Annotated in this window: 17 protein-coding genes; 9 read left to right on the plus strand and 8 right to left on the minus strand. The window is 63.3% G+C overall.

The annotated features are described in order from the left end of the window. The first annotated feature begins 202 nt into the window (after window positions 1–202). Window positions 203–1,636, plus strand: coding sequence for a DUF1598 domain-containing protein (locus tag ACQY7R_RS07370; protein WP_428304945.1), 1,434 nt, complete (start codon window positions 203–205; stop codon window positions 1,634–1,636). A gap of 216 nt (window positions 1,637–1,852) precedes the next feature. On the opposite strand, the gene ACQY7R_RS07375 is transcribed toward ACQY7R_RS07370, so the two are convergent. The 3 genes from ACQY7R_RS07375 to ispD form a co-directional block, all read right to left on the minus strand. Further along, window positions 1,853–3,253, minus strand: a complete 1,401-nt coding sequence (locus ACQY7R_RS07375) for a glycerate kinase type-2 family protein (protein ID WP_428304946.1) — start codon at window positions 3,251–3,253, stop codon at window positions 1,853–1,855. 13 nt (window positions 3,254–3,266) lie between these two features. Then, on the minus strand, window positions 3,267–4,559 hold the full coding sequence (gene tyrS / locus ACQY7R_RS07380) for a tyrosine--tRNA ligase (protein ID WP_428304947.1): 1,293 nt from the start codon (window positions 4,557–4,559) through the stop codon (window positions 3,267–3,269). Window positions 4,560–4,681: 122 nt separating this feature from the next. After that, complete coding sequence (ispD, locus tag ACQY7R_RS07385) at window positions 4,682–5,425, minus strand: 2-C-methyl-D-erythritol 4-phosphate cytidylyltransferase (RefSeq protein ID WP_428304948.1); 744 nt, start codon at window positions 5,423–5,425, stop codon at window positions 4,682–4,684. A gap of 167 nt (window positions 5,426–5,592) precedes the next feature. Between ispD and ACQY7R_RS07390 the strand changes: the two genes are divergently transcribed. Continuing rightward, the gene (locus ACQY7R_RS07390; protein WP_428304949.1) at window positions 5,593–5,829 is read left to right on the plus strand and encodes a hypothetical protein; all 237 of its coding nucleotides are present in this window, start codon (window positions 5,593–5,595) and stop codon (window positions 5,827–5,829) included. A 51-nt stretch (window positions 5,830–5,880) separates the two neighbouring features. Then, window positions 5,881–6,126, plus strand: a complete 246-nt coding sequence (locus ACQY7R_RS07395) for a hypothetical protein (protein WP_428304950.1) — start codon at window positions 5,881–5,883, stop codon at window positions 6,124–6,126. Between the two features lie 30 nt (window positions 6,127–6,156). On the opposite strand, the gene ACQY7R_RS07400 is transcribed toward ACQY7R_RS07395, so the two are convergent. Then, on the minus strand, window positions 6,157–6,456 hold the full coding sequence (locus tag ACQY7R_RS07400) for a hypothetical protein (protein WP_428304951.1): 300 nt from the start codon (window positions 6,454–6,456) through the stop codon (window positions 6,157–6,159). A gap of 411 nt (window positions 6,457–6,867) precedes the next feature. Here ACQY7R_RS07400 and ACQY7R_RS07405 point away from each other — a divergent pair, with 411 nt between their 5' ends. Further along, window positions 6,868–7,443 (plus strand): GNAT family N-acetyltransferase, encoded by a 576-nt coding sequence (locus ACQY7R_RS07405; protein WP_428304952.1) that lies wholly within the window; start codon window positions 6,868–6,870, stop codon window positions 7,441–7,443. 93 nt (window positions 7,444–7,536) lie between these two features. Here the strand turns inward: ACQY7R_RS07405 and ACQY7R_RS07410 are convergent, their stop codons facing one another. Then, a complete protein-coding gene (locus ACQY7R_RS07410) occupies window positions 7,537–8,091 on the minus strand; it encodes an RNA polymerase sigma factor (RefSeq protein ID WP_152098143.1) in 555 nt (184 codons plus the stop codon). A gap of 434 nt (window positions 8,092–8,525) precedes the next feature. Here ACQY7R_RS07410 and ACQY7R_RS07415 point away from each other — a divergent pair, with 434 nt between their 5' ends. Further along, window positions 8,526–8,804, plus strand: a complete 279-nt coding sequence (locus ACQY7R_RS07415) for a ferredoxin family protein (RefSeq protein ID WP_152098142.1) — start codon at window positions 8,526–8,528, stop codon at window positions 8,802–8,804. A 133-nt stretch (window positions 8,805–8,937) separates the two neighbouring features. Here ACQY7R_RS07415 and ACQY7R_RS07420 read toward each other — a convergent pair whose 3' ends face one another. Then, window positions 8,938–9,576 carry an HNH endonuclease gene (locus ACQY7R_RS07420; protein WP_152098141.1) on the minus strand — a complete coding sequence of 213 codons (639 nt, stop codon included), beginning with the start codon at window positions 9,574–9,576 and terminating at the stop codon, window positions 8,938–8,940. 727 nt (window positions 9,577–10,303) lie between these two features. On the opposite strand from ACQY7R_RS07420, the gene ACQY7R_RS07425 reads away from it, so the two are divergent. Next, window positions 10,304–10,609 carry a hypothetical protein gene (locus ACQY7R_RS07425; protein ID WP_152098140.1) on the plus strand — a complete coding sequence of 102 codons (306 nt, stop codon included), beginning with the start codon at window positions 10,304–10,306 and terminating at the stop codon, window positions 10,607–10,609. An 81-nt stretch (window positions 10,610–10,690) separates the two neighbouring features. Then, on the plus strand, window positions 10,691–11,266 hold the full coding sequence (locus tag ACQY7R_RS07430; protein ID WP_428304953.1) for a thermonuclease family protein: 576 nt from the start codon (window positions 10,691–10,693) through the stop codon (window positions 11,264–11,266). Here the strand turns inward: ACQY7R_RS07430 and ACQY7R_RS07435 are convergent. Both ACQY7R_RS07435 and ACQY7R_RS07440 read right to left on the minus strand, forming a co-directional pair. Next, entirely contained in the window at window positions 11,263–12,480 is a 1,218-nt protein-coding gene (locus ACQY7R_RS07435) for a hypothetical protein (protein WP_428304954.1), read from the minus strand. The genes ACQY7R_RS07430 and ACQY7R_RS07435 overlap by 4 nt on opposite strands. Before the next feature lie 14 nt (window positions 12,481–12,494). After that, entirely contained in the window at window positions 12,495–12,980 is a 486-nt protein-coding gene (locus tag ACQY7R_RS07440; protein ID WP_428304955.1) for a hypothetical protein, read from the minus strand. Window positions 12,981–13,311: 331 nt separating this feature from the next. On the opposite strand from ACQY7R_RS07440, the gene ACQY7R_RS07445 reads away from it, so the two are divergent. Then, window positions 13,312–13,554 carry a hypothetical protein gene (locus tag ACQY7R_RS07445; RefSeq protein ID WP_428304956.1) on the plus strand — a complete coding sequence of 81 codons (243 nt, stop codon included), beginning with the start codon at window positions 13,312–13,314 and terminating at the stop codon, window positions 13,552–13,554. A 379-nt stretch (window positions 13,555–13,933) separates the two neighbouring features. Then, window positions 13,934–15,490 (plus strand): 2-isopropylmalate synthase, encoded by a 1,557-nt coding sequence (locus ACQY7R_RS07450; RefSeq protein WP_428304957.1) that lies wholly within the window; start codon window positions 13,934–13,936, stop codon window positions 15,488–15,490. Window positions 15,491–15,641: the final 151 nt, after the last annotated feature.

Genomic DNA, 15,641 nt, shown 5'->3' on the forward strand with positions numbered 1-15,641 from the left:
CCTTGCCCAGTTTACGCCGTTTCGCCAAACCGAAACGACGGCTGGGCCGGGCTGTTAGGAACACCTGGGCTGGGCATCGATCCGGCCCATTGAGCAGAGAAGATTGACCACCGCACCGCGACAACGGCCCCGTTACGGGACGCCTCCATCCGGCAATGCGGCGGTTGCTTAGAACACACTTTCAGATTCCGTTGAGGTCGTCATGCTGTCGCACTTGTCCGTGGCTCGTCTCTCGCACCGCGTCGCCGTGGCCGCGCTCTGCTGCCTGGTCGCAACTGGAGCGACGCAGGTCTTCGCTCAAACAGGCGGCGGCGGTACCGGCGGCGGAACTGGCAGCACGATCGGCACCGGCCCCTTCTCGGGCGTCGCGGTCGACGCCGACGGCGTGCTGAAGCGCGTCGAAGCCCAAGACCGAACGGGCGAGTTGATGCAGACCCGCGTCGAGCAGGCGAAGGCCCAACTCGGCGGCGACGTGTTTGCACCGAGCAAGCTGCGGAAGGTTTCGCTGACGCGGCTCATCAAGCTGATGAACCAGGCCACGGCCGCGGGCCAAGGTCCGGACGAAGTGATGCAGAGCCTCGCGGGCCTCACCCGCGTGCAGTACGTCTTCTACTATCCGGAAACGAAGGACATTGTCCTCGCCGGCCCCGCCGAAGGTTGGGTCGACACGCCGGATGGTCGCGTCGTTGGCTGGAATTCAGGACAACCAATTATGCAATTGGAAGACCTGGCCGTCGCGCTGCGAACCTTCGCCCCGAACGGCAAGAAGAGCCCGCTCGTCTACTGCTCGATCGATCCGACCCAAGAAGGGCTGCAGCGGATGCAGCAGTTCCTCAGCCAAATGGGCCGGCAGATTGGCCCTGGCGACGAACAGTTCATCGTCGAGAACCTGCGTAACAGCCTCGGTCTGCAAGTGATCACCGTCGGCGGCGTGCCGGCCGACACCCACTTTGCTCAAGTGCTGGTGGAAGCCGATTACCGAATGAAGCTGATCGGCATCGGCCTGGAAGAAGCCCCGGTGAACATCGCCAGCTTCGTCTCGATGGCCGACCCGGCGACCGTGGCTCGCAACGCTCTGCAACGCTGGTACTTCGTGCCTGATTACCAACGGATCAAGGTTGCTGCCGACGGTTTGGCTGCAGAATTCGTCGGCTCGGGCGTGAAGCTCGTCGGCGAAGACGAAGTCGTCAGCCAATCGGGTGGCCGCGAAGGAACGGCCCGCCAAAGCGGCGCGAGCAAGAAGTTCACCACGAGCTTCACCAAGAACTACAACGCCCTCGCTGAACGGGCCCCAGTGTACGGACAGCTTCGCAACTGCGTTGATCTGCTCGTGGCCGCGGCGTTTATCCAGCAAGAAGACCTGTACGGCCAGGCTGAGATCGACCTTGGCGCCATTGGCGACGAAGGTTCGTACGCGGTCGAAACCTACAACGCTCCGACGCAAGTCGCCACGGCTGTGAACAGCATGTGGAAGGGCCGCCGGCTGATGACGCCGGTGGGCGGCGGCGTGGAGATTCGTGCGAACAAGGCCGTCGACGCCGAGAACCGCGTCGCCGACACCGATGGGGCCGTCGCGAAGGCGAAGGCCTCGATTGATCTGAGCAGCTTGCCGGCGGATCAGTGGTGGTGGGATTAAGGCGCGGAGTGGCTAGGTGTTTAGGTGAGTAAGTGAAGACCTAGACGCTGCTTTTAATTGCGATGCACATTGGCCCCCGGCTTGAAGAGCCGGGGGCTAATTTTTGCGCTGACGCAAAGGTTGCCGGCGTTTTTAGCCCCGGGCTCCGCCCGAGGGTGACCTCACGCATGGCAACGCCGATCGGAATGGTAACCGACCCCCGGGCGGAGCCCGGGGCTAGCGTTGGCTGACGGTGAGAACGCGGAGGTCGCAGACGTTTGTGTGCGTGGGGCCGGTGACGAGCAGGCCGCCGACGGCGTCGAAGAGCGTGTAGGCGTCGTTGCGAGCCAAGTACGAGCGCGGGTTGAGTTTGGTGCGTTGCACCTCTGCGACGATCAGCTCGTCGATGCAGGCTCCTGCGGCGTTGGTGGGGCCATCCTCGCCGTCGGTCCCGCCGCTCACGAGGCAGAGGTGGCGCCAGTCGCGTTCTTCGACCAAGGCCGCAAGGCAGAGCTGTTGGTTCCGCCCTCCCCTGCCTCGCTCGGCCGCGGGCGCGAGGCGGACCGTCGGCTCGCCGCCGCTGATGAGGCAATCGGGCCCCGGCTCGTCGCGCATGCGGCGGGCGATCGCGACGATGCCAGCGGCGACCTCTTCGACCGGGCCCTCGGGGGCGTTGGCCGAGACCATCGCGTGGCTGTAGCCGAGCCGTTCGGCCTCGACGCCGGCGCCATCGACGGCGGTGGCGTTGTTGCCGATGAGGAGATTTTCGATGCGGCAGCCAAAGTCATTGGCGACGGTTGCCGTCGGATCGCTGGCGGCGTGGTTTTGATTGTTGGGCGATGAGGCTGCGGCGGCGAGGCGCTGCTGCAGGAGCATTTGGGCTCGTGCCCCAGCTTCGAGATTCGCGAGCGATAGGTTCGCAATCACGTCAAGCGCCGGTTGCGGCTGGGAGCGGCCGAGGATAGTGGGGCCCGACGAAATTGCGGCCAGGTCGTCGCCGGGGACGTCGGAGAGGATCAGCGCGACCAGCCGCCCCGCCTTGCATGCGGCCGCAAGCCCGCCCCCCTTCATGCTGCTGAGGGCGCGGCGGACGGCGTTCATTTGTTCGATCGTAGCGCCGCGGGCCGACATCTCGCGGGTGAGCAGCGCCTTGTCGGCAAGTGCGAAGCCGTCAATCGGAGCCGGCAGCAATGCGGAGCCGCCGCCCGAAATGAGGCAGATGCAAAGATCGCGCGGGCCGAGCTGCGAGACGAGTTGCAGCATCTCGCGAACGCCGACGACGCCCGCTTCGGTCGGTTCATTGAGACCCGCCGGCCGACCGGCGTGGAGCCGAATCGCGTCGGTTGGCTGGAGGCAGTCGGCCGGCACGTTGACGATGCCGGTGACGTGCTTCGTCTTCAGCAACCGCGGGCCGAGGGCTTGCTCGAGAGCGACCGCCATGCCGGCCGCCGCCTTGCCGCCGCCGACGACGGCGATGCGGTCGATCGCGTCGAGGTCGATGAACTCCTCGCCGAGCCGCAGCGTCGAGCCCTCAACTTCGACCGCGTCGAAGATGAGCTGTGGCGAGCGAACGGCGTCGAGGCCGGCTCGCCAAATACGGAGCGCGTCCGCGCGCAACTGTTCCGGGGTGCGTCGCATCGAAATTAGTCTATCACGCGAAGCGGAGCAGCGCGTACTTTTTCTTGCCGCTACGGAGAACCACCACCGTTTCGCTAGCGAGGCTCGACGGAGTAAGCGTCGCGTCGACGCCTTCGACGCGGCGGTTATTGACGTAGGCGCCCCCTTGCGTGATCGTCCGCCGGGCGTCGCCTTTGCTGCCGGCGAGGCCCGCTTCGACGAGCGCATCGATCAGCGGCAGGCCGGCGCCTTGGAGGGCAGCCGCCGAGAGTTCTTTGCTCGGCACGTCGGCGAAAATCTGGCCGAGTTCTCGATCTGTGAGGTTAGCGATCTCAGCGCCGAAAAAAATGTCGGTCGCTTGCTTGGCGGCGTTCAGGCCGGCGTCGCCGTGGACGAGACGCGTGAGTTCCACCGCCAGCGCACGTTGGCTTTCCCGTTTGGCCGGATCGGCGGCGCGGGAGGCGTCGAGGGCTTCGATCTCAGCCTGCGACAACTCGGTAAGCAACCGCAAGCAGTTCGCCGCGTCGACGTCGTCGACGTTGAACCAGTATTGGTAGAACGCGTAGGGGCTCGTCCGCGCGGGGTCGAGCCAGACGGCGCCCGACTCAGTTTTGCCCATCTTGGCGCCGTCGCTCTTCGTGAGCAGCGGCCACGTGAAGCCGCGGAGTTGGGCGCCACGCATCCGCCGGGCGAGGTCGATGCCAGCGGTAATGTTGCCCCATTGGTCGCTGCCCCCCGCCTGCAATTCGCAGCTGTGGCGATCGTGCAGGTGGACGAAGTCGTACGCTTGCAGCAACATGTAGCTGAATTCGGTGTAGCTCATGCCGGCCTGCGGATCGCTCTCCTCGCCGCGGCCGATGCGGCTCTTCACCGAATCCTTGGCGAGCATCACGTTGACCGGGAAGTTCTTGCCGATGTCGCGGAGGAACTCGAGGTAACTCCAAGGGCCGGTCCAGTCGAAGTTGTTGACGAGCAGCGCGCGGGGCTGGCTTTCGTCAAAATCGATGAACTGCTCCATCTGACGCTTCATGCCGTCGATGTTGAGCTGCAGCTGTTCCTTGCTGAGCAGATTCCGCTCGGCGCTCTTGCCGCTCGGATCGCCGATCATGCCCGTGGCGCCGCCGATGACGGCGATCGGACGATGGCCCGCTTTCTGGAAGCGGCGGAGCATCATCACGCCCATCAAGTGGCCAACGTGCAGACTGTCGGCCGTAGGGTCGAAGCCGGCGTACAGCGTGCGGGGCTTTTCAGCGAGCCAGGCGTCGAGCGCGGGATCGGTGGTCTGGTGGATCAGGCCGCGCCACTGGAGATCTGCGAAGAAGGACATGTGGGAATTTATGATTTGGGATTTATGATTTCTGATTGTCACGATGCATTGGACAAACGGCCGAGAAACGGCGAGAGCCCATCATAAATCAGAAATCACAAATCAGAAATGCCGCCCAGCGGCTACCGCCAGAGGTCGTCGCCGGCGAACGGGTGCGAAAAGCCCTCAGGCTTGGCTTTGGGGAGGACCTTTACGATCTGCTCCGCGAGCCGCAGGTCGTCCTTCGTGGTGATCTTGAGGTTCATCGGCGAGCCCTCGACGAGGGCCACGGGGACGCCCAGCTTTTCGACGAGTTGGGCGTCGTCGGTGAGAGCCGCGGTGCGGGCGGCGTAGGCTTTGTTGATGAGTTCGCGGCGGAAGACTTGCGGCGTTTGGGCTTCCCACAAACCCGCGCGATCGACCGTCTCGCCAATCAGCGCCGGCTGGCCCTTCGCGGCCCGCTTGAGCGTCGCGGCGACCGGCACCGCCAAGATCGCGGCGCCATGTTGTTCAGCGGCGGCGAACACTTGGTCAACAAGCTTATCTGCGGTGCAGGGCCGCGCGGCGTCATGGATCGCGACAAAATCGATGTCGTCGTTCACCTTGGCGAGCGCGTTTTGAATCGAGTCGGTTCGCTCGGCGCCGCCCAGGCAAACCTCGACGCCCATGATGGCAAGGTTCGCGCCAAACTTACGGCCGAACTCTTCGCGGTCCTCTTCCGAGACGACGATGATCACCTGCTTCACGTCTTTGCGATTGAGAAATCGCTCCGCCGAGTGGAGCCACACCGCGCGTCCGCCGAGGTTGGCGAACGGCTTTTTGTAGTGAGGATCGCGAAAGCGGCTGCTGCGACCGGCGGCTGGGAGGATGACGGCGAATTTGGGCATCGGGCGATTCTCTGCACTAGATACGGCGGACGAACGGCTGCCCGTCGCTAGTCAGCTTAGCGGTTTCGCCGCGACGTCGGGAGCGTGGTAAGATAAATGGCGGCGATAGCTATTCGTCGCCCGCCCGGCCCTCCACCGCCCCTCGACCCCCGCGAGACGACCGTCGCATGTCCCACGCACCAGATCCTCGTCACGCTGAACTGATCGCCTGGCTCACCGAACGGGGCCACTCGCCGGAGGAGATCTCCAAGATTCTCACCCAAGTAAGTGCGTACGATGCGCAGACGGTGAAGGAATCGATCTTCGATTCGATCGGCGGATTCTCTGACGATCAGATTGCGGAGTTTCTGGAAGTGGCGATGGAGCATCATGTGCACCGGCCAGAGGAACTGCCGCCGCGGTAGAGTTGCGTATTCGGTTCAACACGGATTGCTGAAGCTCGATCGAGGACGCCGATGGCTCACAACTCGCTGCCAACTCAATGCAGTCACTGCAACGGCACGGCGCTCTACACCACCAAAATCGGTGCGAACGGCGGTTACGGCCCCTTCTTGTTGCCGAAGCTCGGCCAGCTCTTCTCCTACGCGAAGTTCGACGCCGTGCTCTGCGCTGACTGCGGCCACTATCAGCTCTTTGCCGACAGTGAAACGCGCGAGCGCGTCACCGACACAAGCATTTGGAAACGGCTTGGGCGAGCGTAGCAGAAGTTGCGGGCGATCTCCGCATGCAACTCACTTATCGCCACGTTGGGCGATCGTCGTCAGGCTGTTGCGGACGGCTTCGTAGTCTTGCTCTTCGAGGGCGACGAGGGCGCCCATCGCGATCGAGCGGATTTCTTTAAGCAGTTTGCTGCGCGTCGCTTCGCGGGCTTGCTTCGAGCCGCCCGACGCCTTTTGCGAGGCGCGGGCCTGCTGCGTGCCGGTTCCTTTGTTACCGACGCGTTGCCGTTTGTCGGCGTCTTTGTTGGCGGCCGCTTTGCGTTTGCGAGCGGCGGCGACCTTGGCGTCGCGGGTGCTGGATTTCTTGGCCATCGGCGGCGGGGGTCCTAGAGGGGCAATGTTGCGCGGTTGCGATGTGCGGTTCGCAGTTCGCGATCAGAAGTCTATTGTACTGTTTTTTAGCCCCGGGCTCCGCTCGGGGGTCGCGTTGCGCGCGGCAAAGCGTAGCGGTATGGTAAGTCACCCCCGGGCGGAGCCCGGGGCTAGGAATCGCGCGGGCTCTGGCACACGAGACCTTCGCTGCACCAAATTGCAGCGGCAGATGTGCGGATGAACCGTGTCGAACCGATTTTTTGGGCGCAATTTCGTCCCGTAAAAGCCTCGTTGCGGTTCCGCGAAATACAGCGGGGCCGTGAAAATCGCTCCCGGCGCGACCTCGGCTTGGCGGCGTGACGTACCCTTTGATAGGGTTACGCCACTGGTTCGCTACGAGGATGGTCCGCCGTGATTGCCGCTATGCCCGTCGAGATTTGGGACGTGCGCGAGTTCACTCCTGCCCAGGCGCAGGCGATTGGGGAGTTGGTCGCTCAGGTGTGGCCCAAACCCCATCTCACCGCGGCCGATCGGGCGGAGCAGCAACTGGCGCTAGGGCAACATTTCCGCGACAAGCCTGGCCCGGCGCCGCGGTCGCTCGTGGTCGTCGAAGACGATCGCGTGATCGCCCATGCGGCGATGTTGCCGCGCGAAATCAGAACGTCGCAGGGCGACATGACGATCGGCGGGCTGGCTCGCGTGTGCACCGACGGCGCGATGCGCGGCCGTGGTCTGGGCGAGCTGATCGTTCGCGCTGCGTTCGGCCTCGTCGACGCCGGCGAGTATCCGTTCGCGCTGTTTCAAACGAACTTCAAGACGTGCGGCTTCTACGAGAAGCTCGGCTGCGTGCGGGCGCTCAACCCGTTCATCAATTCGCTCGGCGCGGAGCCGAAGGCCTCGCCGTTTTGGGATGAGCTGGTGATGCGCTATCCCGGCGGGGAACATTGGCCGAGCGGGACGATTGATTTGCGCGGGCCTGGATTTTAGAACCGCCTTCTAGCCCCGGGCTCTGCCCGGGGGTGGCGTCACGCACAACGACGCCCTGCTGAATGGTAACACACCCCCGGGCGGAGCCCGGGACTAGCGAGCGCTCGCGTTGCGGAGCTTGGCGCGGGCTCGCGTCAGCATTGGGCCGACGCTGTTGGTCGGCATGCCGGTGGTGCGGCTGATCTCTTGGTAAGTTTTACCTTCCAAGTGGTACATCCGGACGACGGCGGCTTCGCTGTCGTCGAGATGCTCCATGAGGGCTTCCACCTCTTCGCGATCGGTCATCCGCTGTTCATTCGCTGAGCCATCGGCGGCGACGTCGGCCGAGCCGAGCGGCGTGGCCGTGCGGGTGTCGACGAGCTTCCGGACGACGACCCGGCGGGCGACGACGGTGAGGTAGGTCGCCAGGCTGCTCTTGCCGCGGAAGTGGCGGAGCACGGCGAAGTCGTCGCGGACGATTGCTAGCAAAACTTCCGCGGTGAGGTCTTCGCGATCAGCAGAGCTGAGCATCAGCGAACGGCAGCGAGCGGTGTGATTCACGACGTGAATCACGAGGCCGGTGAAGCGATCTACGAAATCTTCCCACGCCCGCGGTTTGCGGGCGAGGCAGCGTTCCAGCAGATTGCGGTCGATGTCGGAAAGCGCCACGTCGATTCACCACCTTATTGGTTGAGCCCCAAATAGCTCCTGGCCTCGTGAGCGAATAGCGCGCCGAGGGTCGCAACCGCTCCATCCGATTCTAGATAGCCGGGGAGCGCGGAGCAAGATAATGTCGGGGTCCGCGGGGTTTTCGGAGGTCGAGGAGGCTGCAATTGCCGGCGAAAGTCGCGATTGGGCAAGGTTTTCCTTGGGTTGACGCTCGATTTGGCCGAATCTAAGATTGCCGCGGCGAAAAGCCGATGGCCGAAAGTCGTTCGCTCATCAATACTTGTCGCCGTTGAAACGACAGTGCTAGGATAGGAGCGTCGTCCGGATTGTCGGACGATGGCTGCATTCCGGCGGCGGAATCGGCTTCGGCTGAACCAGCCAGTCCACTCATTCGCGTTGCTGCGACAGATCGCGATAGAAGGAGATTTCCGAAGATGACCCACGTTGTGTGCGAGCCGTGCTTTGCTTGCAAGTACACCGACTGCGTGGTGGTATGCCCGGTCGAGTGTTTCTACGAGGGTGAGCAGATTCTTTACATTCACCCTGACGAATGCATCGATTGCGAAGCGTGCGTGCCGGAGTGTCCGGTCGAAGCCATCTTCCACGAAGACAACGTGCCGGAAGAGTGGAAAGGCTTTACGGAACTGAACGCCGAAATGGCGCCGCAGTGTCCGGGGATCACTGAAAAGAAGGAACCGCTCGCGGGGAACTAAGCTCGCGGATTGCGGTTGATAGATTCAAAGCGAACGAGCCTTCAACGCTGGGCGTTGGAGGCTCGTTTTGTTTCTGGGCGGGAAGTCGATTAAGTGGCGCTCCGGCGGGTCGTTGACCCGCGGCTACTGGCGATCACTTGAGATCTACTGTCCAGTACGCGCTGTCGAGAAAATTCTTCCAGCTGGCGTATTTCGGGTTGCCAAGTTTGATCGTCAGCATGGGGCTCCGTTTGGGGCGCACCGGCTTTTGGATTAGCTTCATGCCGGCCTCTTGCGGCGTGCGGCCTCCCTTGCGGACGTTGCAGCGAACGCACGCGCAGACGAGATTCTCCCAGCTCGCGCCGCCGCCGCGGCAGGTCGGCAGGACGTGGTCGAGGCTCAGCTCGCTCGTGGGGAACTTCTTACCGCAGTATTGGCAGAGGTTTGCATCGCGGGCGAAGATGTTGCGGCGGTTGAGCCGCACTTGTTGCTTCGGCAGGCGATCGTAGTGGAGCAGCCGCAGGACGCGCGGGACGCAGATGTCGAAGTTGACGCTGCGGATCCAGTCATCGTGGGCTTCGCGTTCTTTGAACGTGGCCCGCAATTCGCTGATTTCGCGCCAGGAGTCGAAATCGTGGTTCGTGTAGGCGCCATCCTCGATGTGGATGACCTCGGCCAACGCGTTGACCAGCAGACCGAAGGCACGCCGTACGTTGACGACGTGAACGGCCATATAGTGCCGGTTCAAGATGAGCACGCTGGCATTGAGCCCGCTGGCATCAGCAGTCGACATTCGCGGTAGTCTCCCCAACAAGCAGGTCGTCATACGTAGCCGACGACGAAGCCATTTCCGCCTACGCCGGTAGCGGAGAGGCTCACGCGGTTCGAAAGCTCGAACGACGCATGCGCTTCTTCGCTGCGATCGCTGCCCACATTCTGGGCGACGAGCGCTAATGACGTGTGAAGGAAAGGCGCTGCCAGGCAGGACGCAGCAGCGCCCGGGACCCGAGACCAATGCCGCCGTCGCGCGGCAACTGAGCGACTTCGGGAACGGGTTCCGAGGCGCGGCAAGTCGACGGAAGCGAGTGGCGTCACTTGCATTCTAGTCGCCTGTTTTCGGCAAAACCAGCGCGGTCTGCGCGATTTCACGGCGGCAACGGCTCAACCTGTCGGCACTTGGGAGGCGTGCACAGTCCTGCTCACTTGCAAAGTTGCTGGGCGATTCATGCGTATAGTTTGCGGCGAAGTGTGTGTTCCGAGAGTCGTTGTGAAATCGCGCAAATCCTACATTAGGCACGGCATTTGCCATTCTGTGTCCCTTCCTCACGGAGGAGATGCCGCACATGGGGGATCGCGCGAGTTGACGTCGCGCGAAGTTTTCGCGGCGCAGTTGGCAGGTTACGGAAACATTGATGATTAACTTGCGAGCCGCTTCATCCTGTCGTTAGGATGAATCTTCAGGGGGCGCTCAACGGAACAGAGCGTATCGTTTTACGAACTTGTCGCAGGGGACGCTGGCCATGCTTCACTTCACATGCGATTGCTGCAAACGGGTGATCGACCCGGAGCGCGAATTACGCTACGTCGTTCGGTTGGAGGTTTACGCCGCGCTCGACCCGATGGACAGCGAGTTGGAAGACGAGCACGACCACTTGCAAGAAATTCAAGACATCCTCGATCGGCTTGATGACGCCGAGGATGAACGGATCAGCGACGACGTCTACCAACAGAAGCGCTACGACCTCTGCAGCAAGTGTCGCAACGCTTACCTGAAGAACCCGCTCGGTCGCGTCGGGCTGCATGAGCTCGGCTTCAGCCAGAACTAGCTGGTCGCAGTGAGCTGAGCCTGCTCGCTCAACTTTTCTCTTCGCCTTTTCTTGTCGTAGACGCCCCGCGGCGATTGCCCCATGAGACGCTATCGCCGGTCGTATTGGCGGGAACTCGCCGCGATCGTGGGCGTGATTGTGCTCGGGCTGTTCCGCTGGTGGAGCGGCAATTGGACGCTCGATTCGCCGCGGCCGAATGGTGGTAACGGCGGCCGCAGCGGTGGTGGCGGAGTTGCGACTTCACAGACGGGCTTGGAACCTGGCCTTTACCGCGTGGAGCGCGTCGTCGATGGCGATACGTTGCTGCTTGAAGGGCATCGCCGTTTGCGACTGCAAGGCGTCAACTCGCCCGAGTCGGTGAAGCCCGACTGGCCCGTGGAACCGTTTGGGCCGGAGGCGAGTGCGTTTACGAAGCAGTTCGTCCGCGATGCGGGGAACCAGTTACGCATCGAAGTTGATGGCGAGGGCGTGGACCAGCATGGGCGGTACCTCGCGTTCGCGTGGAGCGGCGACCGGATGCTGAATGGGGAGCTCGTTCGCGCGGGACTTGCGCGAGCGACGCTAGGGTACGACTTCAGTCCGCGCAAGAAGGAAGTACTGCGGAAGGCGCAGCAAGAAGCGAAACGAGCGCAGCGCGGCATCTGGAGCGCAAACTAGCGCACGAACGCCCCCGCATCGGACACGCCGCCGGCCGGGAGTTGCTGCGGGATCGCGTACGGCGATGGCTGCGTCGCCACTTGCGCGGCAGGAAGTTCGACGCCGTTGGGCGGCACGAATTGCGGCGCAGGCGAGCTTGGCATGGCTTGCGGCGCGGCGGCGAGTGGCGCGTTCGTGTGCGGCGGCGCCATCGGGATGCTTGGCGCCTGCCCGTAAACAGCGGCCGGCGGCGTTTGGCCAGCCGCGGGGCCGGGACCGTACCAGTTGGCGCCAGTGAGTTGGTCGCCCATCCGCTGCGGCGCGGCCGAGGTTTGGATCGCGCCCAGATCGGTAAGCGGCACGCCGGGCTTCGACGGCATCGCCCACAGCTGCGGGTTCTCGGCGAGCGTGTTGATCTCGATCGTTCCCATGTCGATCGACAGCGACAGGTCGGCGGCCGGCATGGTGATTTCCACCTTTTGCGGCAGCGAGATTTTGAGTGCTTCGTTGTAAAAGTGCGACTTCGCCACGGCACTGGCGATGCGCGTTCCCTGGGCGTTGTAGACGTGCTGCTCGAGCACGAGCGCGCGGGTCGCGTCGACGACGGTCCGCTTCGTCAACTGGCCTGTCGGCGATTGAATCACCGAGGTGATCTCAACCTTGCCGTCGCCCACAGGGACGGGGCCAGTGTGCTGATCGCCGGGGCGGAATTCGGTGAAGCCCATCGCATCGAGCAGCCACTGCGGCTCGATCGGCATCATCTGCTGCGCCGCACTGCCGGCGAACTGGCTGTGGCGAGCGTAAAACAGCGCCGGCGGTTCGTTGCGGCGAACCCAGAACCAGAAGAGGTCGTCGTTCGACCCCATGTCGACTTCGTCGCCCGTGAGAGCCGTGCCGGCGACAAGGTGGAAGCGGCCGGGACGTTGCGCGGCAATCTTCCCGCCCAAGAGCGGAATGCCGGGCATGCCGGGGACGGTGATCGAGGCGTTGTTCGTTTGAATACTTTGGATACGGGCCGCGTTGGCGTTCACCGCCGCGATTACCTGATCGAGCGAGGAGCCGGTCATTAGCACCTGCGGGGCCGGCGGCTGCCACGCGGTGAAGGGGCTGCGCATTGTGCGCGTGCACGAGGCGCCGGTCGTGGAGAAGACCAAGCCGAGGAGCAGGAGCGTGGAGACGATTCCTTTCCCTTGCAGGGAGAGGTTAGACGATAAGTTTTGAGCACTGTTCCGCATGTCGAGAGTCTCCTTCACTCGCCGCCGTAGAGCAGCTCGATCATGCGCTGCTGCAACTGCTCGGTTTGCATGGGATCAGGCGTCGTCGCTCTGAGTTCGAATTGTTCGTTGCGTCGCGGGCAATCGAGAATCATCAGTTCCCCGAAGGCGTCGCGTTGCGTCTCTTCCAACTTCAACAGCCGCCGTCGGATCAGCAGCAGTCCCAGCACATAGCGGAAGTCGGCCTCTTCGGGCCGCTCCGCGAGATCGGCAAATAGGTTCAGCAGCACGTCGTGCGGCGCGAGCTTTGGTTTGCCCGCATCGCCTGCCGGCATCGCGGCTTTCCACCACGCGATCGCAGTCTCCGGGGCGCCGCGCCACTCGGCAGCGCTGTAGTCGGCTCGCACCGTTTTGCCGCCGTCGACCTGCAGCGTCGAGAAGTACGTCTCGCCCGGCGCCAGGGTTCGCCCGCTGGCGGCGCATTGGCGAGAACAGTTGGTGACTTCAAAATCGACGAACATATCGGCTGGGCGATTGGGTAGGCGCGGAGAGCGATGTCGCTGCGAAGCGGGGGCAAATCTAGCGACGCGGGCGGCGGATAGTAGGCAAACCACGCTGGCGCCGCAAGGCGGAGCGGGCGAGTGCTAGCGGCCCGTACCGACTGTGCCGGCGATAGCGGGGATAGCGGAAAAATTGACGCTGCGACGTTACCCCGGACGACGTACGATTTGGGGCGTGAATTGGCGGTTGGCGCGACTTGTGGGACCGCGGGCACGAGGCCTGCGGCTCACCTGCAGTCGTGATTCAAATATTGCGAAACGAGTCTTTCCACTTTATTGATGAGGCGTTGCCATGACCGGCCAACATCTCGATCTCTGCAGTCCAGTTCCGACTCCCTCCACGATGGCGGCCGACAATCGCCGCGAGTCGTCGCGATACCTGGGCGTGCAGTTCGCCTGCTGCGACGTTTACTCCCGCGTGTACGCCAACCGCGAGGGGACCGAGTACATCGGCCATTGCCCCCGCTGTGCGAAGCGAGTTCGCTTCGGGATCGGCCCCGGGGGGAGCGACGCCCGGTTTTTCATCGCCCAATAGGCGGGGTTTTCCCTCGCTCGAACGCCCTACGGCGACGCCGGTGAACCTTGACCCTCGATATCGGGTCAGCTAGAACAGATTGCAGGGAGAGTCTGTCTGCCCAGCCCGAAGATCGAAAAAACATCCGATGCCAGCTCTGAACCTAAACAGCCTGCTACTGCTGCTACTTGCCGAGGGCAAGGCTTAGGGTTCGTCTGCATCTTGATCGTGAGAATTGCCAGAACCCTGAAGCCGCCCGGCTTCGGGGTTTTTTTGTTAGTAGGTTAGGCTTTCTAGCCTGACTGGCAGCGACCTACGGTTTCCATTCCACAACGTAACGCCCGTCAGGCTGAACGCCTGACCTACCACTAACGTCAGGCTAACAGCCTGACCTACCGCCATGTCCACCTCCGACTCACGCCGGATCATCATCTTCGACACGACGCTCCGCGACGGCGAGCAATCGCCGGGTTGCAGCATGAACCTCGACGAAAAGCTTGAGGTCGCGCAGGCGCTGGTCGATCTGGGGGTCGACGTGATCGAAGCGGGCTTCCCGATCGCGTCGCCCGGCGACTTTGAATCGGTCCGCCGGATCGCCCGAACGGTGCGCGGCGCCACCATCTGCGGCCTCGCTCGCTGCAACGACAAGGACATCGACCGCGCCGGCGAAGCGCTCAAAGGAGCGCCCGACACGCGGATTCACGTTTTCCTCGCCACGAGCGCGATTCACCGTGAGTTCAAACTCCGGATGGGGATGGACGAAATCGTCGAGCGGGCCGTCGCCGGCGTGAAGCGGGCCCGCAGCTGGTGCGACAACATCGAGTTCTCGCCCGAGGACGCGGCCCGCACCGAGCCCGACTTCCTCTGCCGCGTCGTCGAAGCCGCGATAGCCGCCGGCGCCACGACGGTGAACATCCCCGATACCGTCGGCTACGCGACCCCCGCCCACTACGGCGGCGTCATTCGCAACCTCCGCGAACGCGTGCCGAACATCGACAAGGCGGTCATTAGCGTCCACTGCCACAACGACCTTGGTCTCGCCGTGGCGAACAGCCTCGCCGCGATCGAAGCGGGCGCCGGCCAAGTCGAGTGCACGATCAACGGCCTCGGCGAGCGTGCCGGCAATTGCTCGCTCGAAGAAGTCGTGATGGCCCTCCGCACTCGCCAGGATTACTATAAGGCCGACACGCGGATCAACACGCCACGCTTGGTGCCGACGAGCCGGCTTGTCTCCGGCATCACCGGCATGGTGGTGCAACGGAACAAGGCGATCGTCGGGCGCAACGCCTTCGCCCACGAGGCCGGCATCCACCAGGATGGCATGCTCAAAGAGCGGTCGACCTACGAAATCATGCGGCCCGAAGACGTTGGTTTTACGAAGACCGATCTTGTTCTTGGCAAGCACTCGGGACGTGCCGCGTTGTCGGACCGGGCGACGGCGCTCGGCTACCACTTAACGTCGGAGCAGCTCGACTCGGTGTTCGAAGCGTTCAAGAAGCTCGCCGACAAGAAAAAGGAAATCTACGACGGCGATATCGCGGCCCTCATCGAACAGCGGAACGCTGAGATCTTCGACGCCTGGCAGTTTGTGAGCTACGAAATCAAAGCTTCCAGCGGCGAGTCGCCGACCGTGACGCTTACCGTCCGTCGCGGCAACGAAGAGCAGCAGCAAACCGAAACCTACGGCGACGGCCCGCTCGATGCGTTGTTCCATGCGATCGAAACGCTCACCGGCATCTCGGCGGTCTTGCGAGACTACCGCGTGCAAAGTGCGACCCGGGGCAAAGACGCCGTCGCCGAAGCGATGGTCGAGCTGGAATACAACGGCCAGTTGTACCGCGGCCGCGGGACTTCGACCGACACGGTGGAAGCGAGTACCTGTGCTCAGTTGAATGCGATCAACCGGATCGCGAGCGGCGCGGGCCAGCCGATTGCAGAGCGGCCGGACCAAGTGTGATCGGGTAGCACCGACACTCCGGCGAGACCAATCGGCAATTCCGAACATTCCAAACGCCGGAGTGTCGGTGTTGCCATCGGCAACTAGAGGCATTGCAGCTTGTGAAATGGCTTGGCCTCTTGTCGCTATCGCGACCCCGACACGCGGCCGA

This window comes from Lacipirellula sp., from assembly GCF_965279485.1.
Taxonomy (GTDB): domain Bacteria; phylum Planctomycetota; class Planctomycetia; order Pirellulales; family Lacipirellulaceae; genus Lacipirellula.